This window comes from Paenibacillus sp. FSL K6-0108, from assembly GCF_045040695.1.
In the GTDB taxonomy this organism is placed as follows: Bacteria; Bacillota; Bacilli; order Paenibacillales; family Paenibacillaceae; genus Paenibacillus; species Paenibacillus pabuli_B.
Genome location: NZ_CP150288.1, coordinates 4167751 through 4191546, shown reverse-complemented (window position 1 = coordinate 4191546; position 23796 = coordinate 4167751). Strand labels below are relative to the sequence as shown.

The window sequence follows — 23796 nt, the reverse complement described above, 5'->3', positions numbered from 1 at the left end:
GCGTTTTTGGCTTGATCGGAAACGAATCCATTAGGGAACAGATGAACCCGTCTATGCCGTATGGGTTTTCTGTCTTCGGTAGGCATTGGGGCTAGATCCGGTATAGGTTTTGAATCTTTTGTAGAACCAATCAATATCCTTGTAACCTACTTCTACAGCTATTTCATATATTCGCAGGCTTGTCGATGACAGAAGCTGCTTGGCTTTCTCCATACGCTGCTGCAGCAAGTATTCCGTGAAAGAGATGTTTTCCTCCAGCTTAAACTTCTGTCCCAGATAGGCACAATTGAAATGAAGCATGTCGGAAATTTTCCTCAGCGTAATTTCATCGCCCAGATGATCCCGGACATAGGCTTTGATAAGGCGGATCACATGACTGGAATCCATCGCTTTTCTGTCGATTCGAAAGGGGGATATGGTAGGTGGACTTTGTTTAGTTGGTTCAGGATTTAGTCTGGTCCGCATTCCAAGTAAGCTGTTCAGCAGTGCGGAAGGATGGACAGGATAAGACAAATAGTCATTGACTTGATACGCCATTGCTTTCCGCACAAGCCTATAGTGATCTCTTCCACCAAGAAGGAGGATTGGAATATCACTGATCTTCCGTATGTGTTGACACAACCACAACCCGGCAGTATCGTATCTCTCCGTAAATACGACAATAACGGCAAATTGTTTTTCATGCAGAGCGGTTAGGGCTGCGGAAGAAGTAAAAACACATTCCCCGATGACATATTGCGATTTGTTGTGGTCCAACAGGTGCTGAAGTTCCCCGCACCAACGACGGCTGTAATCGACGAGCAGCATATTGTACAAGAAGCATAACCTCACCTTCTCCTGACTTTTCATTCGACGGAGGATCTCTCCTCTAAGGCTTAATTTCATTATGGTTAGAAAAGAAAGCGCATACAATGTGCAAGTTTCGCAGAAGGTTCATTTTTTTACCAGTTCATACAAAATTGATATGGTGTTCATTCAAAACAGTATCTTTCTATAATTTGACCGGATAAATATCTGTAAATAGTCAGGTTGTTTGCGCTTTCATTCGAGAGATACACTGTGGGAGCAAACGACAATCAGGGGGGAAGACGATGAGAAAAAACAAGTTTATGCTGCTGAGCCTGGTATTCGCGGTCATGCTGTTAATTGCTGCATGCAGTTCTGCGCCAACCGCACAACCTGAACCGGAGAAACCGGCACCTCAGGAGGAACAAAAGCCTGCCGAAACTGAGCCCGAGAATGAAAACTCCACACCGGAGATGGATTTTGATATGGGCGGACGGACCATCAAAGTGGTTGCTTGGTGGGATATGGAGATTCAGGACAATAACCCGGACAATATTCAGCGCCTCGAAAATCTGGAAGCACTGAAGAAAAAACACAACTTTAACATCGAATATATTTCCATCGACTTTGGTGAGTATCAGGAGAAAGTGGTGGCTTCCCTGATGGCAGGTGAACCGCTTGGGGACTTTGTAAGGCTCGGTAAGGACTACGCCATCCCCGCATTGACCAAACAGGATCTGTTGTGGCCAGTAGATGACTATATCAAAAACGACAAGGTATTCAACCAGAAAACGACCAAGGAATATATGCAGTACGAAGGCAAGGGATATGGGTTTACCGAAGATCAGTCTTCGTTTATCAATGGCATCTTCTACAATCGGACCCTTATGCAGGAACTGGGCATGAAGCCACTGCAGGAATATGTGGATGCCGATGAATGGAACTGGGATACATTCCTAAGCGTCGCAAAAGAAGCAAACAAGGATCGAAACAATGATGGCAAGCTGGATACGTGGGGACTTGCTCAGACGGGCCTTCTTGAACCCATTTTGTATTCCAATGAAGCTTCTCTGACCAAAGAGGATAAGCAGAACCTGGAAGATCCGAAAACCAAAGAAGCGCTAAACTTCCTGTCCAAACTAGCAACGGAGAAAGTCGGCAGAGCTTCAGAAGGCGGTGACTGGACAGAACCATCCACCTTCTTCCGTCAAGGTAATACGCTGATGTATTCAGGGGCAATGTACGAAGTGGAAGGCATTATGACGGATATGAAGGACTATGATATCGGCTTTGTACCTTTTCCCAAAGGACCAAGTGCTTCGGCATATCACTCCGGTGAATCACGCTACCAAGCAATTACAATTCCTAAAGCGGTGGAGAACCCGGAACAACTGATGTACATCTGGGAGAAAATTAACGAGATCGATTCGATCTACGAGTATCCCGGCCAATCCACGCTGGAGACACACCTGACGGATGAGGCGGACATCAATAACGCCAGAGAGGTTGCAGAGGGCATGCTTGTACTCGACCACAATACATTCCCATCCCTGCCATTCTGGGACTTTGATGCAGAGCTTAAAGAGGGCGTATCCGTATCTACGCTGATTGAGAAATACAAGGCTCCCTTCCAGGCAGCGATTGATGAGGTATATAAATAAGCACCTACACTATTCAAGGGCAGAACGCATCAGTATCGGTGTGGTCTGTCCGGGTTAGTTAGTCAACCGTTTTATGGTCGCTACGCTTACAGGAAAGGGGATACATTCGAACATGCGGTCACGTAAGAAAATGGGGCTGATTCTGGTGCTTGTTCTGGCCTTAGTGTTCTCGATCTGGACGATCTATCCATCGCGTGATCAAAGCACGGGAACGGTACATGCGCTCGAAGATTTTGAAGCGGTCTCGAACACGGACGATGAAAGCAGCTATGAACATTATCTGAGTATGCATGCCAGCAGCGCCAAGCCGGATAACGTCATACGAATTGAAGGCGAATCTTATGTTCAGGCGGAAGGCGGAGCGTTCGAAGTTGTACAGGGATATGAGGGATTGGATGGCAAAGCCGTCATTACGCCTGAAACCGGAAGCATTCGCTGGGATGTGCCCGTTCAAGCGAGTGGTCTGTACCATGTCCGCATCCATTATTTTCCCGTTGAAGGCAAGAGTTCAGGGATTGAACGCAGGCTGGAGCTAAACGGACAGGTTCCATTCAGGGGTGCCGACGTCTTGCTGTTCGACAGGGTGTGGGGCAATCGGGAAGAAGACATCAGGCGGGATGACCGCGGCAACGATCTCAGGCCGAGACAGGTGGAACAGCCCGAGTGGCAGCTCGCTTCCTTCAGGGATAGCGCAGGTTACTTCGAGGAGCCGTTCCAATTTTATTTTGAAAAGGGCACACAGGATTTAACGCTCACCTCGCTAAGAGAGAGCATGGCCATTGATTATATCGAACTGTATCAGGAAGAGGAAGTCCCTTCCTATGCGGATTTGCAGGCAAGTTATGAGACACGTGGCTTGAAATCGGCTGCTCCTGTCATGCTGAAGGTTCAGGCAGAGCAGGCAGCGAGCAAGTCCTCGCCGACACTGTCACCCATCTCGGATCGATCCAGTCCTTCACTGGAGCCATATCACGTTTCGAAGATTCGGATTAACGCCATTGGAGGAATAAACTGGAAACTGCCAGGTGAATGGATTGAGTGGGAGATTGACGTGCCGGAAGACGGGTTATATCAGATCGCGCTGAAGGTGAAGCAGGACCAACTGCGCGGCATTTATGCCACCCGCAGTCTCACCATTGACGGCAAGGTACCGTTCAAGGAAATGAAACGCATTCGTTTTAATTACAGTCCTTCCTGGCAAACGCAAGTCCTTGGAGCCGGAGAAGAACAGCCCTATCAGTTCCATCTTGAAAAAGGGAAACACCGCATTCGGATGACGGTCACACTGGGTGATATCGCTCCGCTGCTTCGTACGGTGGAGTCCAGCGTGCTGGAACTGAACGAGATGTACCGCAAAATATTAATGATCACTTCGAACCAGCCCGATCCGCTGCGGGACTATCAGCTCGAACGCCGTATTCCGGAGATGACCGAGGTGTTTGAACGACAGGCGGAAACACTTAGCTCGGTTGCAGCCTATCTGGAGGAGGCCACGGGTGAGCAAAGCGATAAAGTTGCGATTCTGAATGCAATGGTCGTTCAGCTTAAGGATATGGTGGCCAGACCGGAGACGGTACCGAAACGATTGGATACATTCAAGATTAACGTGGGCGGACTTGGCACCTGGATTCTGACCGTGCGAGAGCAGCCCATTACGATGGATTACCTTGTCGTATCCCAGCCAGGGGGGGCACTGCCGGATGCAAATTCTTCGGCCATCCAGCAAGTAAAGCATGAACTGGGAGCCTATGTGGCTTCCTATACGGAAGATTACGACAGTATCGGCAACGTGGAGCAAAAGAAAGACGCGATTACCGTCTGGATTACAACTGGACGGGACCAAGCCCAGGTGCTTAAGGGTCTGATCGATGATTCGTTTACCCCGGATACCGATGTCTCGGTACAATTGCGCCTTGTTCCGCCCAACATTCTGCTGCCTGCAACGCTTTCGGGGGAAGGACCGGACGTGGCCATGCAGATGGGTGAGGACATTCCCGTGAATTATGCGATGAGAAATGCAGCAGCGGATCTGAGCAAGTTCCCGGACTTCGAAGTGATTTCCGGACGGTTCCGTGAAAGCGGACTGACGCCTTACCGTTACAATGACGGGGTCTACGCGCTGCCGGAGCAGCAGCACTTCCCAATGCTTTTTTACCGTAAAGATATCCTGAATGAGCTGGGCCTTGAACCGCCGAAGACATGGCAGGACGTCTATAACACCATCGCGGTGCTGCAAAAACACAACATGGAGTTCTATCTGCCCATCGAGGATACGCTGAACAATGCAAACCTTGTACCGAATTCCACGTTTGCCATGCTGTTGTATCAAAATGATGGCACCTTCTATACGGAAGATCAGAAGAAGAGTGCACTGGATTCGGAGATTTCAATGGATGCTTTTAAACGCTGGACCCAGTTCTATACCAATTACAAATTTCCACTCAAGGCAGACTTTCCAAACCGGTTCCGTACAGGGGAAATGCCGATTGGCATCGCCGATTATACCACGTACAACATGCTGACGGTTATGGCACCGGAAATTCGCAACCTCTGGGATTTTACCATTGTTCCGGGTACTGAGCTTCCGGACGGTTCGATACGGCATGAGGTAGCCAGTGCGACCAGCGCCGTAATGATGCTCGAAAATGCAGGCAACAAGGAAGCTGCATGGAAGTTCATGAAATGGTGGACCGATGAGCAGACCCAGATCGAATACGGAAGAGAAATGGAAGGCCTGATGGGGGCAGCTGCCCGCTATCCGACGGCCAATATTAAGGCACTTCAGCAGCTGCCTTGGCCCGTGAAGGATTATCAAAATCTGGAGAAACAATGGAAATGGGTACAAGGTATCCCGCAGCTTCCGGGAGGATATTTCACAGGCAGGCATCTGGACAATGCATTCCGTAAAGTGGTCAACGCCAACGAAAACCCGCGTGAGGCCCTGTCGGACTATGTCCTGTATATCGATGATGAAATCGTGTTAAAGCGCAAGGAATTCAATCTGAAGTAGAAGGAAGGGAGGGTAACGGTTGCAAGCCAAAACAGCCAAGACAGCAGCCGCTCCTGCCATCCATACGCGTCCAGCGGGCAGGTGGTCCCTTTTGAAAAGGGATCTTTATCTCAGCAGACACTATTACGTATTGATGGCACCGTTTATGTTGATCTTTTTCATGTTCACTGTCATTCCGGTCGGCATTTCGCTAGGGCTCAGCTTTTTCCATTTCAATATGCTGGAGCTGCCGCGTTTTATCGGCTGGCAAAACTATTCACGCCTGTTCCTGGGGGACGATGTCTTTTTAATAGCTCTGAAAAATACGCTGCTGTTTGCCGTCATCACCGGCCCAGTCAGTTATATTGCCTGCTTTTTGTTTGCGTGGATCATCAATGAACTGTCGCCCAAAATCCGGGCAGTCATGACGCTGGTATTCTACGCTCCGTCCATATCCGGTAACGTGTTTTTCATCTGGCTGATTATCTTCTCCGGTGACAGCTACGGGTATATGAATGGCTTCTTGATGCGTCTGGGTGTCACCCTGGAACCCATCCAATGGCTCGCAGATGAGAGATACGTGCTGGCTATCGTCATTATCGTTCAACTATGGCTCAGTCTCGGAACCAGCTTCCTGGCTTTTATCGCAGGTTTGCAGACGATTGACCGCTCGCTGGTGGAAGCCGGTACAGTGGATGGGATCAAAAATCGCTGGCAGGAACTCTGGTATATTACCCTGCCATCGATGAGACCCCAACTCATGTTTGGCGCAGTCATGCAGATTACGGCTTCATTTGCGGTAGCCGAAATTTCGATTGCCCTGGCCGGTTTCCCAAGTGTTAACTATGCAGCGCATACGGTCGTTACCCACTTGATGGACTTCGGCACCATTCGCTTCGAGATGGGATATGCCTCGGCTATTGCAACGGTGCTGTTTGCACTGATGCTTGGTACGAACATCTTGACGCAAAAAATGCTGAGAAAGATAGGTGAATGACAATGACCAGCAAAGTCCGTGCCGTGTTCGGCATGCCCAAAAGACTGAATCGGTCATTTACCGTCAGCCTGATGCTGTTTGCCCTGCTGGCCGTGTTTGGATCATTTATGGTGTTACCTCTCATCTATGCTGTTAACAACGCATTTAAGCCGCTGGATGAATTGTTTATTTTTCCACCGCGCTTCTGGGTGAACAATCCGACAACGGAGAATTTCGCGGATCTGATCAATCTGATGGGCAATTCGTGGGTACCGTTATCCCGCTATATTGCCAATACATTGCTCATTACGATCCTGGGGACGGCAGGACATATCCTTCTGGCCTCAGCGGCAGCTTATCCACTGGCGAAATATCGTTTTCCCGGTTCTAAGGTCCTGTTCACAATTGTCATTCTGTCCCTCATGTTTTCGCCGCATGTCACTGCCATCCCGAACTACATGGTGATGTCCTGGCTCGGCTGGATTAACAGTCATGCTTCAATTATTGTGCCATCCCTAGCGTTCTCCTTGGGACTGTTTCTGATGAAGCAGTTCATGGAACAGATTCCGGATGCACTGCTGGAGGCAGCAAAGATTGATGGTGCGAATGAATACCGGATTTTCTGGAGTATTGTGATGCCTAATGTGAAGCCGGCTTGGCTTACTCTGATGATTTTGCAGTTTCCGGCCCTCTGGGGGACAGACGGTGGAAGTTTTATTTACAGTGAAAATCTTAAAACATTGCATTACGCGCTCAGCCAGATTGTTCAGGGAGGAATAGCGAGAGCGGGGGTTGGTGCAGCGGTTGCACTGCTGCTTATGATCGTACCGATTACGCTGTTCATCATCTCCCAGAGCAGTGTCATGCAGACGATGGCTACTTCGGGCATGAAAGAGTAGAAAGGAGGCAGCGAGGTGCGGAAAAGTACGTGGAACAAGCAGGGCTGGATCATCATGGGCATGGTCTGCCTCCTGTGGTTCAGCCAGGAGGCAGCACCCGTGAGTGCAGATGGCAAACAGGATGCTTACCAATATTCCTACTGGGGCGATTCCGTTCCGGCTCCTGCAGCATACGAGGCCACGTCTATCATTACGGGAAAAAAAGTGAACGCTGGGGCATTCAAGGAACCAAGTGACATGCATGTCACAGCGGATCAGCGGGTGTTCGTACTGGATTCCGGCAATGGTCGCATTGTGGAAATGGATCGTAATTTGAAGCTGGTCCGGACGATTGATTCCTTTGAACGTGAGGGAAAGAAGGAGCAATTCAATAATCCGCAAGGGCTGTATGTAAGTGAAAAAGGGGATCTTCTCATTGCGGATACCGACAATCAACGCGTCGTTCATCTGAATGAACAAGGCCAATTGGTCAAGGTTGTGGCTGAGCCGAAATCGGATCTGTTACAAGCGGATTTTCAATTCAAACCCGTTCGGGTTGTCATGGATAAAGGAGACCGCATTTACGTCATGGCAGCGGGTGTATTTGACGGATTCATGGAATTCAGTGCCGACGGTACATTTTCCTCCTTTATCGGAGCGAACAGGGTTCAAGTTGACCCGGTAGAGTATTTGTGGAAACGATTTGCCACGCGCGAGCAGCGCAGTCAGATGGTCATGTTCACGCCGACGGAATTCACCAACCTGGATATGGATGAAGAGGGATTCATCTATGCCACGAGCGGTGACCGTGGCAAAGATCCAATCAAGAAGCTGAATGCCCAGGGGACCGATATCTTGCGCAGACAAGGTTATCATTACCCACAAGGTGATCTGATGTACACGAATGAAGCAGGGCCATCGCGCCTGATTGATGTAGACGTGGGAGACAGTGACATGTATTCGGTGCTTGACTCCAACAGAGGGAGAATATTCACCTATAACGGGGATGGATACCTGCTTCATATTTTTGGGGGGAAGGGCAATCGGTTGGGTCAGTTTAACACACCAGTTGCACTGGAACGTGCAGGAGACCGAATGCTTGTGCTGGATAAGGCGCTCGGTGAGATTACGGTATTCGAGATAACGGAATACGGGCGTACGCTGCACGAAGCAGTGCGCAGTTATTACAACGGGGATGAAGATCAATCCTCGGTGCTGTTCGCCAAGGCCGCCGAGATGAATGCGAACCTAGAGTATGCCTATGCAGGTATTGGCAAGTCGCTGCTTCGCCAGAAGGATTATGCCGAATCTGCGCAATATTTCAAACGGAGCATGGAGCGGCAGGGTTACTCCAAAGCTTTTCTCTTGTTTCGCAAGGAGCTGATGCGTGAGCATTTTTCGTGGATGATGTCCGGTCTATTCCTTGCTGTTGCTGCGTTTGTTACCGTCGTCATCGTTCGCAGGCAGAAAAGGAGGACAACAAATGCAAGCGCCAAGTAAGCAGCTTTACCAGTATCCGCTTCACCTCATCTTTCACCCGTTCGATGGGTACTGGGAACTGAAATATGAACGTAATCAACGAACGACATTGCTGATTGCCTGTATGATTATGCTGCTGCTGACGGTTACCAAGATTTTGCATGCGCAGTACAGCGGATTTCTCATAAATTTTAACAATCCCAAGTATCTGAACAGCCTGCTTGAAGTGTTGTATGTCATGATCCCGGTACTGTTCTGGTGTGTGGCCAACTGGTCGCTAACGACCCTGATGGACGGAGAAGGCAAGTTTTCGGAGATTTTTATGTCGACGTGTTTTGCACTGGTGCCGCTGCTCCTGATTCATTTCCCGTGGATTTGGCTGAGTCTCGTCATTTCCGCGCAGGAGACAGCCTTTTATTATTTCTCCAATGCACTTGCTGTGGCTTGGACGGTGTATCTGTTATTCGTGGGCAACATGACCGTTCATCAGTACACACCGGCTAAGACGGTGCTTACGATGCTGCTTACCCTTGTAGCCATGGCTTTTATGGCTTTTCTGTGCCTGCTTTTCTTCAGTCTTGTGCAGCAGATCGTATCGTTTGTCGTAACCATCTATCAAGAAATCGTGCTTCGGGGCTAAGGAAGGAGGACATCCAGTGAAATATGCTGTAGCAAAAAAAATAACCGGAATGCTGCTGATTGGCAGTCTGCTTCTAAGTGGTTGCCAGGTCTCGCTATCACCGCAATCTCGTGAGGCAGCAGCAGCTGTAGATCAGGCGGATCTCCCCTCCCTGCCTCCCGGAGAACAACTGAAATCTTCTTTCAGCGATCCTCGCCTGCAAGGCATGATTGGTATTGCCAGGAATGAAGCCTTACAGCTGTTTATCGATGAAAAGACGGCTGAGATTGCTGTCCTGGACAGAGAGAGCGGACAGATCTGGCGCAGCAATCCGGCAGATCGAGAGCAGGACGGGATTGCGGCCGGCATTAACAAAGATCTTCTGTCATCCCAAGCCAGACTTAGCTTTTTCAACAACCAGGGTCAGAGCAGTATGGTGAACTCTTATACGGATAGCATCGGTCATAAACAGGTTAGCTATGAGGCTATGCCAAGCGGGGTCCGGGTTCACTATCAGTTCGGGAGCACCGAGCGCTCCATTGAAGATTTGCCGGTCAAAATCAGCAAGGAACGATTTGAGCAAAAGCTGTTAGCACAGCTCGACAAGGCAGGAGAACGCGCCTTGAAGATCGGGTATACCGAAGACAAAGAAGAAGGTGTTTATGTTCGAATCGACAAGGCTCTGCAGGGACTTCAGCTGTCTCGTGCTCTCAAGGCATTTGACACGGCCGGTTATACGGAAGAAGACCTGGCACAGGACCATGCCGAGCACGGGATCGATCAGGAGCGAAGTGGACCGCGGCTCTTCATGATGACGCTGGAATACGAACTGGATGGTGAGAACCTGCTGGTGCGTGTTCCTGCATCCGGCATTCATTTTCCGGAAGAATATCCGATCAACACCATATCCGTACTGGAATATTTCGGAGCCGGAGGGATGAATGAAGAGGGCTCGATATTTGTACCGGACGGCTCGGGAGCACTAATCCATTTTAACAATGGCAAGCTCCAGTATCCCGGTTATCAACAAGATGTTTACGGCCCGGATTTGACGATGAAGTTGAGAGAAGCCGGCTCGGTGGAAGCCAAAGCCCGGTTGCCGGTCTTTGGTCTGATTCGCAAAGAGGGAGCTTTCCTTGGCATTATCGAGGAAGGGGACGCTGTGGCCGTGGTGAATGCGGATATCAGCGGCAAGCTGAACAGCTATAACAACGTATATCCAAGCTTCTATGTCATGAATAAGAGCGATGTAACACTTCAGGCAAGTGACATGGTGCGAACACTCCCCAAATTCCAGAAAAAACCGACAGCGTCAGACTTTGTTGTCCGTTACGCCTTTGTCGGCGGAGAGAAGGCTTCCTATTCGGGGCTGGCGGAACTCTATCGGAATTATCTGCTGCAAACTGGCGGACTTCCCGAGCAGCAAGCGGGTAAAGAACAGGCGGGCATTCCATTTTATCTGAAATTGTACGGCGGGATGACAACCCGGCAGCATATGCTGGGTATCCCTTATGATTCGACTGAGGCGCTTACGACCTTTGAGGAAGCCAAGCAGATTCTGTCCACGCTGACGGAGAAAAGTGTATCCAACATTCAGGTTCGCTACGCCGGATGGTTCAATGATGGATTGCACCATCGACTGCCGGATTCCATTTCGGTGGATGGAGCCATTGGTGGCAAGAAGGGCATGCGCGAATTTAGTGATTACGCACGGGAAGCGGGTATCGGATTTTATCCGGATATAGCTCTGCTGAATGTGCAGTCGAAGAAAGGGTTCAAACCAAATAAAGAGGCTTCACGAACGTTAACCCAGGAACCGGCTGTTGTGTATCCGATGAATCAAGCCCTACAGCGCCGTGACCGGGAAAGGTCACCATCCTATGTACTTTCGCCCAACAAGCTGGATCAGGTTACCACAGATATGCTGGATGAGATGAAGTCTATTTCAAAAGAAGAGCAAGCGCAATCACTGAGCCTGCAGGATCTGGCTGAACAGCTGAACAGCGACATGAATCCCAAGAAGCAGCTGGATCGAACAGAAGCGCTGGGTGTAGTCGCTAAAGCGCTGGAACAGATCAAACAGCAGGCAGGCTCCATTGTGGCCGAAGGTGGAAATGGCTACGCGCTTCCTTATGTTACCGGACTGACAGATGCTCCAATGAGCAGCAGTCAGTTCAAGCTGGAGGATGAGGAGATTCCGTTCTTTCAATTGGTGGTTCATGGAAATATTAGTTACACGGGATCTCCCTACAATCTCTCGACGTATACGAACTCAAGACAATATGTGCTGAAGCTGATTGAATATGGTGCAAGTCCGTACTTTGCCTGGTTTAATGCGCCTAATCATGTAGTCAAACAGACCGATTATGACGATCTGTACGCGGCAAATTACGAGCAGTGGGTAGATCTGGCTGCTGAGATGTACAACGAGGTCAATCAGACCAATCTTCCATTTGCCGGGCGTTCCATGAAGTCGCATGAAGCATTGGCGGAAGGTGTGTACCGAACAACCTATGATGGCGGTGGCTTCGTGATCGTGAATTATAATGATTTTCCTGTAGAGGTTGAGGGCCAATCCGTGGAAGCCCAAGGTTATGCGACGGGTGGTGAGCAGCTCTGAAGACACTCCTGAAATGGAAATCGGGAAGTCGTACGTATGCTCAGCAGAAAGCCATGTGGGGCGTCATCTACGTGCTTCCATGGCTGGTCGGATTTGTATTGTTTTTCTTCATCCCGCTGCTCGCCTCGCTGCGTTACAGCATGAGCACGATTCAGGCCAATGCGGAAGGTATTGCCATTCAATTCACAGGGGTTGCCAACTATATTCAGGCGCTCACCGTCAATACCAGTTTTAACCGAGCGTTGATCGAGTCGATTACCGATGTGCTTGTCAATGTGCCGCTTATTGTCATATTCAGCCTGTTTCTCGCCGTCATCCTGAACCAGAAGTTCAGAGGCAGGGCTGTGGCACGTTCCATATTCTTCTTGCCCGTTATTCTGGCATCCGGTGTCATCATGTCACTGGAGAGCACCAGCTTGATTGATGCTGTTAACCAGAACAGTACTGGAGGAAGTGCACTAGGTACATTTGAGCTTGAGAATCTGATGTTGGATGCCGGGGTGAGCGAATGGATCGTGACGTATCTGAGCAGTGCCGTTGATCGAATTTATCAGATTGTCAGCCAGTCGGGGGTGCAGATTTTGATCTTTTTGGCTGGCATCCAGACCATTTCGCCTCAGCTCTATGAGGCATCCAAAATGGAAGGTGCTACCGGGTACGAAGCTTTCTGGAAGATTACATTCCCGATGGTCAGTCCGCTGATCTTTGTCAATGCGATCTACACCATTATTGACTCGTTTGCCAATAACGCCATGACTGAACTGATCCGGGATACCGGATTCGTGAAATTTGACTTTGGCCTCAGCTCGGCGATGGCATGGGTGTATTTCCTGGCGATTGCCATCATTCTCGTGATTGTATCCATAATTTTCTCGAAACGAGTCTTCTATCAAGATTAGAAAGGAGGACGTTCAGCGTGACGACTTCTCGATTATTATCGCTGGAACACTGGAAAGGCTGGCTCTGGTCTGTGATTCGGTTCGTACTGATTACTGGACTTTCCTTTGTTATCCTCTTTCCAATATTTCAGAAAATTTCAACGTCCATCAAAGATAAGGGCGACCTGTATTCCGCAGTGGTGGTATGGATCCCCCAGAATTTCTCGATCGATAACTTTCAGCAGGCTATCCGGGTTATGGATTACTGGGCGACTCTGTTCAATACCTTCGCGCTGTCAGCGACAACAACACTGTTAACGACAGCGTCCTGTGCCCTTGCAGGCTATGGTTTCGCCCGGTTGAAGTTCAAGGGGAGCAATTTGCTGTTCGCAGGTGTCATTCTCACGATTCTCGTGCCGCCCACAACGATTTTGATTCCGGTGTATCTCAATCTGAAAAGCTTTGACCTGATGGGCTTGATGACACTGATTGCCGGCAAACCGGTGAACCTGCTGAATACCTACTGGCCGTTCATTCTGACCGCCATTACGGCCAATTCGCTTAAAGCCGGATTGTATATTTTCATCTTTCGTCAGTTCTTCCGCGGCATTCCGAAGGAAGTGGAAGAGGCGGCATATGTGGACGGGGCAGGCATTGGGCGAACCTTTGCCCGAATTATGCTGCCGAATGCAATTCCATCCATGGTGACCGTGATGCTATTTTCCTTTGTATGGCAGTGGAATGATAGCTTCTACACGACCACGTATCTGACATCAAGTAAGGTCATGTCGACCCAACTGTCTTCGCTTCCGTATAATCTGGCCCAACAAGTAAGTGATGGAGCCTCTAAGGCGGATCCTTTTTATCTAAGCATGATTCAGGATACGGGAATATTGCTCGCCATTCTGCCTTTGATTGTTATCTATCTCTTCGTGCAGCGTTATTTCGTGGAGAGTGTAGAACGTACAGGAATCGTTGGCTAAAACGTTAGGCTTAACTGGGAAGAAAGATCCGAGACAGATCGATACGATCTGAGGAGAGGAGGAGGAGTCTTGCGCCTGAACGTATGGAACGGGTTGCGGAAGCGTGCGCCAACTGATGCTTAGTCTACTCTTAGACTTTGCTGCAATTCATCGGATATTGCATTGAGGAAAAGCAATCGATCATGACAGGAGGATATAAAGTGAAAAAGATGTGGCTGTCTTGTAAACTTTTACTCGTTTTGGCTTTACTGATTACGATTGCTCCATGGGGAGGAAACCGTGCAGAGGCGTGGGTTGGCATGCCTATGGGCAAGCTTCACGTAAGTGGCAAGAATCTGGTGAACAGCAACAATCAGCCTGTGCTTCTGAACGGTTGGCATCAACCTTCAGGTGCCTACTGGACGTATCAGAGCAGCAATTATTATCTTAATCTGCACGGCAACAATCGTCATGCGGCTACACTGGCCTACCTGAAAGACATTACCGATACATTTGCGGACACAAGTCCGAAATACGGCAGCAATCATGGATGGAACATGAATCAGGTACGTCTGTTCATTGATCGTGAGGACATGGGTGATGTGGCGGCGGGTACATACAATTTTGCCGGTGTGCAGACCGTTACGCAGAACGTCATTATCCCATACATTCAATATGCCAAAACCAAAGGTGTGTATGTCGTCCTGGGACTCGACTTTACGTTGAAGGATGACCAGGCAACCACCGCTTCCAACCTGCAGAAATTCAATCAAATCTGGGGATATCTTGCATCTCGTCCCGAGATTAAAAGTGCCGATAACGTTCACTTTGAGCTCATTAACGAGCCAGTGAAATCGTATGCGAATGGACATTGGGGCGGATACAACGGGGAAAATGATTTTGTGGATCACTGGAATGACCTGCGCAATTTCCAGAACTCCATCATCTCCACGATTCGCAACCAGGGTGCCGATAACGTAATCTGGGCTGCAGGTCTGGGGTATAACCAGTTCTACAGTCTGACGGCAAGCCATCCATTGACGGATCCCCTGAACAACTACGGATATGCGGTTCACTGGTATCCGGGTTACGGCGCGTATGATAACTTCTCCATTTTGCAAGATCAGTGGAATACCAATGTGAAAGCAGCTGCAGACAAGTATCCGATTAATATCACGGAAGTAACCTGGTTTAAGAACAAACCTGGTGATTCGGCCTATTGGAACCTGTTTAATGGCAGCAACGAAGGTTTCGGTACCAATACCAAAACCATCTTCAACGCGGCTGGAAACGTTAGTATTGCGGCTCACATGAACGGCTTCATTCTTGAGCCAGGGCAGCGCAGCTCTTTTGCCGATCCAACGGCTGGACTGAAATGGGATGGCGATGCTTCACGGAGTGCCATGGGACGGTTCCTGTTCAACTGGTACCATGAACGTGCTCAATCGTATCCAGGTAACGGAAATGGTGGTGGACCCACAACCGGGCTTGTGTCAGGTACAACCTACAAAATTGTGGCTAGACATTCCAATAAGGTCATTGATGTTCCTGGGGGGCAAAATCAAAACAATCTTCAGCTTCAGCAGTGGAGCGATCTGGGCGGCAATCCTCAGAAGTGGGTTCTGACCTCCATCGGCGGTGGTAGCTACACACTAACCAGCGTGAACTCACCGGACAAAGTGATTGATATTCGGAACGGTACCCTCACGAACGGTGAAGCGGTTCAGCTCATGAGCAATCTGAACACGACCGCACAGCATTTCAAAGTCAATGATCTGGGGAATGGATATTGGAGTATCATTAACGTAAACAGCAACAAAGCGATTGAAGTGGAAAACGCTTCCACATCTGATGGCGCCAAGTTGCAGCAGAATACGTATACAGGTGCAACGAATCAACAATGGAAATTTATCGCGGTTAGCAATTAATATTATTGTACAAGAGGACCTCCGCGGCCATGATCGCCGGGAGGTCCTCTTTATGTTGAGAATCTGTCTGTGAGATGCACTGTGATGCATAGGAACTCCGTCTATACGATGACTCATTGTAGAGTGATTAATATATCCGATATCTGCCGCTTAAAGCCAGCAAGCTGAAAAAATACAGACAGTTATCGTAATAGCGGCGCTCACCCTGGCGCAGGGGGGTGTTCCAAAAGAGGCGTACAAAATGTTCCACATGTGGACCATCTGCAGCCAGTGAGGCCATGGCGTTGGTAGCGAGCAGACCGATCGGATGCAAGGAAGGTTCATCGAACGGTTCACCTTCAATGGTATATCTGCGATATTCGGCGACATCAATGCTGCTGAAGAAGGACTGAATTCGATTGGACTGCTCCACCTGCCAGGGATCCTGGCGGAACCATTCCCAGTCCAGAGCTATATTCGCGGCAACCCGGTAAGCATCGCTGTAAAAGTGTCTAAAATCACCATGCGGCTGAACAGGTGCGGGCGACCCGTCATAGTTCGCATATTCAGGCGAAAGCCCGGTTACAGGATGACAGGCGGTATGCAGATAAGCTCGACTTGCCGCCGCTGCTTCTCTCCAGAAGGCTTGATCATCATCATCCGCATATAATGCAAACAACTCGTAGAAATGGGGGAGATGGTAGGATGGATCACTGAATGGTGATTCCGGTACAAATTTGATCAGCTTGGTTTCCGGGTCCCACATAGGATCTCCCTCGCCATTTTCACCTTGATGAATGCATGCGCGGAGGATTCTTCTGGCTTGTTCCTTATAGTTAAAAGGCGCATCCCCATCACCCCAGCGGTTAGAAGCAAATAACAGAGCCATAGCGAAAAACTCCTCACCATCAGGTGCAGGACCTTGAGATAAACGGGTTCCATCGGGTTTGCAGTGCCAGGCAAAATAATCCTTGTATCGACCTTCAGCATGCTGCATGAACGTATGGGAAAAATTCCAGAGCCGATCGAATTCTTCTTTTTTGTCCATCTGAACAGCCATCATCATGCCATAAGACATGCCTTCGGAGCGAACATCGTTATTACCGGTGTCGAGTAAATACCCTTTGTCCTCACCCATCGGGTAATAGATTCGGGTATTTTCGTCTCCATAGAAGAGCTCGTTCCATGTGTCCTCCAGCTTTGCGTTTATCTCATGCTCATCATAACCTGACTGTTGAAACAAATTGGTATATGTACCTGTATCATAAGCACCTTGACCCGTAATATTCATTGGCTTTCCTCCTTAGATGCATTGGTTAATCCAATTATATCACGGCAAATGCACTTAAATTAAAGCGTTTACATTGAAAATCATAGGTGTTCTCATTTTTCCGTTATCATACATAAATCCAAATGATATATTTAGGAAAATCTATACTTTATCAGGTGTCTGTTAAATTATGTAAGTGTTACACTCTAAAAAGAGGGAACCGATTGAAATAAACATGCCAGTTGAGTTCCTTCCGCATGTTTATGAGAGTGTAAATTAACGCAGGAAGGATGGTGATACTGTATCATGCTTGACGATGCAAGAGACGTAGAAGATACCCAAGGAACAGCTACACCGCGCGATCCAATTGGAGTAAAGGAGTCGACTTACGAGACAGAGTTCGATTATAGCTCTCCGGGCTATCTCGACATCATTGGTCTATCCCTTTTACACAAAGGGAACAATGTCAGACTGAAACGAGCCATTGAGAAAGCCAAACAAGGCGACCCCGTAGTGATAGCTTACATTGGAGGTTCCATTACCCATGGCGCTGGTGCGGCACCGATTCATCTCCGCAGCTACGCCTATCGCTCGTATGACCGGTTCAAGGAGATGTTCGCTCCTTCGGATGGAAGCTGCATCCAGCTGGTCAAAGCGGGATTAGGAGGAACGCCTTCCGAATTGGGAGTCATCCGTTACGAAAGGGATGTACTTGGCGAAGGCTCGATTCAGCCGGATATCGTCATCATTGAATTTGCGGTAAACGACGCTGATGATGAGACACGGGGGAACTGTTACGAAAGCTTAGTATTGAAAGCGCTATCTGCAGATAACAAGCCTGCAGTCGTTCTGCTGTTCAGCGTTTTTGAGAACGACTGGAATCTTCAGGACCGTCTATCTCCGGTAGGCCTCCATTATGATCTGCCCATGGTGAGCATGAAGGATGCTCTGGTAGATCAATTTCGCAAGACCAAAGGCGAAGGTAACGTCGTATCGAAAGAACAATATTTCCATGATATTTATCATCCAACCAACTTGGGTCATCAGATGATGGCCGATGCATTAGGTCACCTGCTAGATGTAGTGGATCGTTCTGAACTGGACCCGGATGATCATGACCTGAGCAAACCACCTCTGATCGGAGACGATTTCGTCCGTGTCCAATTGCTGGATCGGAAGAACGCTGACCTGGTTGCCAGGATCGAGCATGGTTCTTTTGGACACACGGATGCCGATCTGCAGATGGCCGAGATGCACAATCATGATTATGCCACGCCTATCTTTCCGAATAATTGGATGAATACCGGTGAAAACCCGGGGGAAGCAAAGAGCTTCAAGATGCATTTGCGGTGCAAGCGTCTTCTAATCATCTTCAAAGATTCCGGAAGCGACGAATTTGGAACAGCGCGGATTAAAGTGGATGGCGTCTTCGTCAAACAAGCCGATCCGCATGAAGTGAACTGGACACGCTGTCATGCCATGCTCCTGATTAATGAGAAGCACGTCAGTGAGCACAGGGTCGAAATCGAGATGGCAGACGTGCATGAGGATAAACGGTTCACGATTCTGGGATTCGGCTATGTCGATTAACAAGCGAACCAACCATCCATTTCAACAGCATAATTGTAACTCATGAAGGGAGTACTTTATATGATTTCTTCAGCACCGACCGGATTTGACCAATACCGCGATAACATATCGCGAGGAGCAGTGGAGACAATAACGTATTCTTCCGCCACTGTTGGCAATTCACGCAATGCCTTGGTGTATACACCGCCAGGATTTTCTTTTGAACGGACGTATCCCGTTCTGTATCTGCTGCACGGGATCGGCGGGGATGAGATGGAATGGCAACGTCATGGTGCTCCGCAGATCATTCTCGACAATCTCTACGATGATAACATGATCGAGCCAATGATCGTCGTTTTTCCCAACGGTCGAGCCATGCCTAATGATCGCGCTGAGGGAGACCTTTTTGAACCTGACAAAATAAAGGCCTTTGAACGGTTTGAGAACGACCTACTGGATGATCTGATCCCTTATGTCGAGTCCCGCTATCCAACGGACACCGCCAGAGGCAAAAGAGCCATCGCCGGCTTGTCCATGGGGGGAGGCCAATCCCTGAACATCGGACTCGGCAATCTCAACCATTTCGCCTGGGTCGGTGCCTTCTCTCCGGCTCCAAACACCAAAGCGCCAGAGTTGCTTGTTCCTCATCCGGAGGAAGCACACTCGCTTTTGTCCCTGTTGTGGATTTCCTGCGGCGATCAGGATAATCTCATCCAGATTAGCATCGACACACATCAATACTTGGAGGAGCAAGGTGTACCGCACATTTGGTATGAAGAGAGCGGAGGTCATGACTGGCCTGTGTGGAGAAATGATCTGTATCATTTTGCCAAACGTCTTTTCAAATGAAAATCTGCATACCACTACATCCAGCGCGGTGACTGATTATTGGCAGAACTGGACAGACGGTGGAGGTACGGTCAATGCGGCGAACGGTTCAGGCGGAAACTATAGCGTAAATTTGCAGAACGCGGGTAATTTCGTCGTTATCGAATTCAAGATAGATATGAGGAATGAAATATTAGGAATTTGTTCTTAGTAGGAGGATGTCAAACCATGCTTAGACTTGTAAACGTTGAAAATGGGTTGGTTCAGGGACTGCCAGCTGCCGACCCGCGAATCACTAGTTTCAAGGGGATCCCCTTCGCAGCTCCGCCAGTAGGTGACAACCGGTGGCGAGCACCGCAGCCAGCCAAGGATTGGGAAGGCGTACTTAAAGCGCACGAATTTGCGCCGATTTCGATGCAGGTGAAGCAGGAGATCGATGATAACAATATTTATACCCGGGAGTGGGCCGTTGAACCGAATATAGCCATGGACGAGGACTGTCTTTACCTGAACGTATGGACTCCGGCCAAACACACCGATGAGAAACTGCCGGTATATGTATGGTATTTTGGCGGGGGACTTCAGGTTGGCCATACGGCTGAAATGGAGTTCGATGGCGAACGAATTGCCAGAAGAGGGATCGTGGTGGTCACGATCAATTACCGTCTAAATGTTTTCGGTTTTTTATGCCATCCCGAAATTACGGCGGAAGCACCGGAAGCACCTGCCAACTTCGGCAATCTCGATCAACAGGCCGCCACAAGATGGGTCAAACGCAATATATCAGCTTTCGGCGGAGACCCGGATAACATCACAATCGGCGGCCAGTCTGCAGGCGGCGGCAGTGTCATGACCCAGCTGACTTCTCCTCAGAATGAGGGGCTCTTTCAAAAGGCCATTGTGCAAAGCGGAATCTTTACGGAGCTGTACCCGGGAACTCCCATGCCTCCGCTCCGGAGTCAATTGGATGAAGCCGAACAGGACGGCATTAAGTTTTTTGAGTATCTGGGCGTATCTTCGCTTGCGGAGGCCCGACGAATAAGTGCGCCTGAACTTCGCGACAAAGCAGTGCAGTACCACGGATTCTGGGGGTCCGTTGCGGATCAGGTGTTCAGTGTAGGCAATCCGTTTGATTTATTCCTTCAAAACAAGTGGTGGAAGATGCCTATTATGATGGGTCACACGTCCTCCGAATTTTTCAGTGTTCCAAATGTCGACACACCCGAAGACCTTAAGAAGCTGGCGACAGACATGTTCGGTGATGATGCCGATGTATTTCTGGATCTGTGCGGCATTCAGACGGGCAACATAGAAGAGAGCAAGAAGAAAGCTTCGGTTAGTAGTATTGAATATGCCATCCGCTTAGCCGCGCAAGCTAATGCTGGTCTCAGTTCCGATTCCCCATTATACTATTACAATTTTGATGCCGACATACCAGGGTGGGATCAACCAGGTACCTTTCACTCGGTGGATCTCTGGTTTTTCTTCGAAACGCTGGCTAAATGTTGGCGGCCTTTCGTTGGCAAACATTACGATTTGTCTCGCCAGATGTGCAACTATTGGGCCAACTTCATCCGTAGTGGGAATCCGAATGGACAGGATACCACCGGAGAGGAAATGCCCCGATGGGAGCCTTATACCCAAGAAGCGCCGTTTGGTATGCTTTTTGCAGATCAGGCTGAATTCTCTCAAGAACCGCCAAGTGAAACGCTTCAGTTTCTGGTGGATCAATATTTCAAGAAGAAAGGGGCGGCACTGGAAGCGAAGGCCTAACATAAAGTCATCTATATTTATTCGATCTTTCGCCGCTATAATCTTACGCGATCTAACAAGAGGAAAGGGAGGACTCTAAGGTCCTTTCTTTCCTCTTTATTTTCAAAAGAAAACCCTACGGATAGCGTATGGTTACTGTTTAATATTAATGGATCTTTTGATTTGATTTTAAGTATTTGTACCAAAAAGCAGAAGTTGTACCTTCACCTTGTGCAAATGAAAGGTGTATCATTAACCGAACAGTTTTGTAAACGCTTACGAAAGAAGGAGGTACATATGCAGCGCCTATGGTCCAAATTCTCGCCGTTGTTTCGCAGGTTTATGATTTCTTATCTTATTATTCTCATGATTCCTCAAATTGCCGGGTATGCCTCCTATAGAGCATCCATTGAAGCAGCGAGGACAAGTTCTATTGAGAACAGCTTAAAATCACTCAATCTGGGCAAGGAAATTATTGAACGTAATCTTATGCAGGTCGAGGATTTCACGAGACAGTTGGCCATTAACCAGGATTTATATCGTTTAATCGCTGATCCCAAGCCGCATGACGCTAATAATGTCTACGGTTTGAGCCGCATGCAGCGCAGTCTGTCCATGTACAGCAGCACCAATGATTATTTGTCTCATTTCTTCATCTACATTCCGAACTATAATGTCATTATTACGCCTACGACGGTTTACTATCGACCAGAACATTATTTTGCTGCCAATCGGCTGGAAGGCATGACGTTCGAAGAGTGGAAAGAGAACATATTAAAAAAACCGCATTTAAACGAGATCATTCCCCTGCGAAACTATAAGAAAGAGATTCGCAGTAATGTGCTTGTGGACGCTCCAGCCATTACGTTTCTTCAATCGCTTCCATTAAACAGCTTCAACAAACCGCAGGCTACAATTGGCGTCATGATTGATGAAAATAAGATGGCGAGCCTGACTCATCATATTGTGGAGCAATATGGAGGATGGACACTGGTGACAGACTCCAAGGGGGATATCATTTTTTCGCGGGGCCTGAGTAAAGACGAGGCAAAAAACTTAAAGGTTATGACTGTCAGCAAGGACGATGAAGCGAAGCCTATGGGCGACGGACGTCTGCTGATTTCCATTCGTTCCAATCAAAACGGCTGGAATTACATGGCTGGCATCCCCGAACGTGCGCTTATGGTCAAAGCAGACCAAATCAAGCAGGTTACCTTTACCTTTACGCTAGCTACGCTTGGCTTCGGATTGTTAATCGGGCTCCTGCTTGCTTATCGAAACAGTGCTCCGATTCATCGGCTTCTGTCCGTGTTCCGGGAACAGGATATTGGGCTGCCTGGAAAGACAAGCAATGAATACGACTTTTTGGCCAGCAACATTACGAGTCTCATTACGAACAACCATCTTCTCAAGAACGCATTGAATGAGCAGCTCCCAATGCTGCGGGATGGTTTCATTAAACGTTTGCTTACCGGAGAGTTTTACACAACGCGCGAGCTGGAGGCCATCTCTTCCCAGACAGGCATTTCGCTCCATACCAACCGGGGGTTTGTAGGAATTCTAAAGGTAGACGGTTATGGCAGTCCAGATAGTGAGGAAATTATTCAGGAGCTAAGCGTTGCAAGGCTCATCGTGAGGGAAGCCATGGCGGCATGGAATTCCGAAGTATTGGTAACAGACTGGGGAACGGATCTGATTGCTTTTGTGTATCCCCTGAGTGGTGATTCTATGGATAAAGCCCTGTGTACATGTGAAGCTGAGCTTGAAAAACTGACACATGCTGTATACCGGGATTACCGGGTATCGACCACAATTGGAACGGGCTCTTTTTATGAGGTATGGAATGATGTTGGTCGTTCGTTCAACGAGGCAAGACACGCGCTGGAATATGCCATTCACACCGGAAAGGACCACATGATGAAATTCGAGGACGCGGTGAAGGAAACGGAACTGTACTACTATCCGATTGAGTCTGAACAACGTCTGCTCAATACGCTCAAGGCAGGAGAAATGGAAGAGTCCAACCGTATTTTGGATCAGTTGTTCAACCGAAACTTTACTGAGCGAGAGCTGTCGTATGACATGACACAGCAGTTCATCATGGAATTGAAGGGCACATTTTTGAAGCTGGAGCCTAAAATTATGTTGGACGAATCGCTTGTGGAGGAGCTTAAGGATCGGGTTTCAGCAATTCAGGTGACGGATAAGGTTGCCGTACTTCAGAGCAAGTTCCATCATCTGGCGAAAGACGTATGCCAAGACGTTCAGCGTAAAAAATGCAACATGCATGCCGGATTTGTGAACGAAACGATTGCTTATATCCAGGAACGTTATGCGGATGCAAACTTGACGGTGTACCGGATCGCAGAACATATGGGCAAACCGGAAAAATATATATCTCAGTTATTCAAAGAGCATACCGGGGAGAACCTTTCTGATTATGTGGAAGTGGTGCGAATCAACAAAGCTGCTGAACTGCTGTGGGAGAGTCAGCATACGATTGATGAAATCGCATTAACAACCGGATATAACAGCGCGCATTCGTTCCGAAGGGCTTTCAAACGGGTTCGGGGTGTTTTGCCTAGTGCATACAGACAGATGAATGATCACATTTAAAATCAA

16 protein-coding genes and 1 pseudogene are annotated in these 23796 nt (G+C 48.6%); 15 read left to right on the top strand and 2 right to left on the bottom strand.

All coding sequences use genetic code 11. The features are described 5' to 3' along the window. Positions 1–51: 51 nt before the first annotated feature. A complete protein-coding gene (locus MHB49_RS18945; protein WP_405152554.1) occupies positions 52–849 on the bottom strand; it encodes a helix-turn-helix domain-containing protein in 798 nt (265 codons plus the stop codon). Positions 850–1091: 242 nt separating this feature from the next. Between MHB49_RS18945 and MHB49_RS18940 the strand changes: the two genes are divergently transcribed. From MHB49_RS18940 to MHB49_RS18895, 10 genes are all read left to right on the top strand, one after another. Next, the gene (locus MHB49_RS18940; RefSeq protein WP_405152553.1) at positions 1092–2447 is read left to right on the top strand and encodes an extracellular solute-binding protein; all 1356 of its coding nucleotides are present in this window, start codon (positions 1092–1094) and stop codon (positions 2445–2447) included. A gap of 112 nt (positions 2448–2559) precedes the next feature. Then, positions 2560–5457, top strand: coding sequence for an extracellular solute-binding protein (locus tag MHB49_RS18935; RefSeq protein ID WP_405152552.1), 2898 nt, complete (start codon positions 2560–2562; stop codon positions 5455–5457). Between the two features lie 58 nt (positions 5458–5515). Next, positions 5516–6433, top strand: coding sequence for a carbohydrate ABC transporter permease (locus MHB49_RS18930; RefSeq protein ID WP_405157180.1), 918 nt, complete (start codon positions 5516–5518; stop codon positions 6431–6433). Positions 6434–6435: 2 nt separating this feature from the next. Next, complete coding sequence (locus MHB49_RS18925; protein WP_076288847.1) at positions 6436–7311, top strand: carbohydrate ABC transporter permease; 876 nt, start codon at positions 6436–6438, stop codon at positions 7309–7311. Between the two features lie 15 nt (positions 7312–7326). Next, a complete protein-coding gene (locus MHB49_RS18920; protein WP_405152551.1) occupies positions 7327–8790 on the top strand; it encodes a hypothetical protein in 1464 nt (487 codons plus the stop codon). Next, positions 8774–9409: a Yip1 family protein gene (locus MHB49_RS18915; protein ID WP_095286590.1), complete on the top strand. Its 636-nt coding sequence runs from the start codon at positions 8774–8776 to the stop codon at positions 9407–9409. The genes MHB49_RS18920 and MHB49_RS18915 overlap by 17 nt, the downstream gene beginning before the upstream one ends. Positions 9410–9425: 16 nt before the next feature. Next, positions 9426–12008, top strand: a complete 2583-nt coding sequence (locus tag MHB49_RS18910; protein ID WP_405152550.1) for a DUF5696 domain-containing protein — start codon at positions 9426–9428, stop codon at positions 12006–12008. Between the two features lie 53 nt (positions 12009–12061). Beyond that, positions 12062–12907 (top strand): carbohydrate ABC transporter permease, encoded by an 846-nt coding sequence (locus MHB49_RS18905; protein ID WP_095357516.1) that lies wholly within the window; start codon positions 12062–12064, stop codon positions 12905–12907. 17 nt (positions 12908–12924) lie between these two features. Next, complete coding sequence (locus MHB49_RS18900; protein WP_153978909.1) at positions 12925–13869, top strand: carbohydrate ABC transporter permease; 945 nt, start codon at positions 12925–12927, stop codon at positions 13867–13869. Positions 13870–14078: 209 nt separating this feature from the next. Then, on the top strand, positions 14079–15776 hold the full coding sequence (locus MHB49_RS18895; protein WP_405157179.1) for an RICIN domain-containing protein: 1698 nt from the start codon (positions 14079–14081) through the stop codon (positions 15774–15776). Positions 15777–15903: 127 nt separating this feature from the next. On the opposite strand, the gene MHB49_RS18890 is transcribed toward MHB49_RS18895, so the two are convergent. Continuing rightward, the gene (locus MHB49_RS18890; protein ID WP_405152549.1) at positions 15904–17046 is read right to left on the bottom strand and encodes a glycosyl hydrolase family 8; all 1143 of its coding nucleotides are present in this window, start codon (positions 17044–17046) and stop codon (positions 15904–15906) included. 285 nt (positions 17047–17331) lie between these two features. Here MHB49_RS18890 and MHB49_RS18885 point away from each other — a divergent pair, with 285 nt between their 5' ends. The 5 genes and pseudogenes from MHB49_RS18885 (at position 17332) to MHB49_RS18865 (ending at position 23790) form a co-directional block, all read left to right on the top strand. Further along, positions 17332–18615 carry an SGNH/GDSL hydrolase family protein gene (locus MHB49_RS18885; RefSeq protein WP_405152548.1) on the top strand — a complete coding sequence of 428 codons (1284 nt, stop codon included), beginning with the start codon at positions 17332–17334 and terminating at the stop codon, positions 18613–18615. Positions 18616–18675: 60 nt separating this feature from the next. Then, the gene (locus MHB49_RS18880; protein ID WP_405152547.1) at positions 18676–19443 is read left to right on the top strand and encodes an alpha/beta hydrolase; all 768 of its coding nucleotides are present in this window, start codon (positions 18676–18678) and stop codon (positions 19441–19443) included. After that, positions 19406–19582, top strand: a pseudogene (locus MHB49_RS18875) (glycoside hydrolase family 11 protein); the annotation flags it as partial. The gene MHB49_RS18880 and the pseudogene MHB49_RS18875, both read left to right, overlap by 38 nt. A gap of 68 nt (positions 19583–19650) precedes the next feature. After that, a complete protein-coding gene (locus MHB49_RS18870; protein ID WP_405152546.1) occupies positions 19651–21195 on the top strand; it encodes a carboxylesterase/lipase family protein in 1545 nt (514 codons plus the stop codon). A gap of 276 nt (positions 21196–21471) precedes the next feature. Then, on the top strand, positions 21472–23790 hold the full coding sequence (locus tag MHB49_RS18865) for a helix-turn-helix domain-containing protein (RefSeq protein ID WP_405152545.1): 2319 nt from the start codon (positions 21472–21474) through the stop codon (positions 23788–23790). Positions 23791–23796 lie beyond the last annotated feature (6 nt).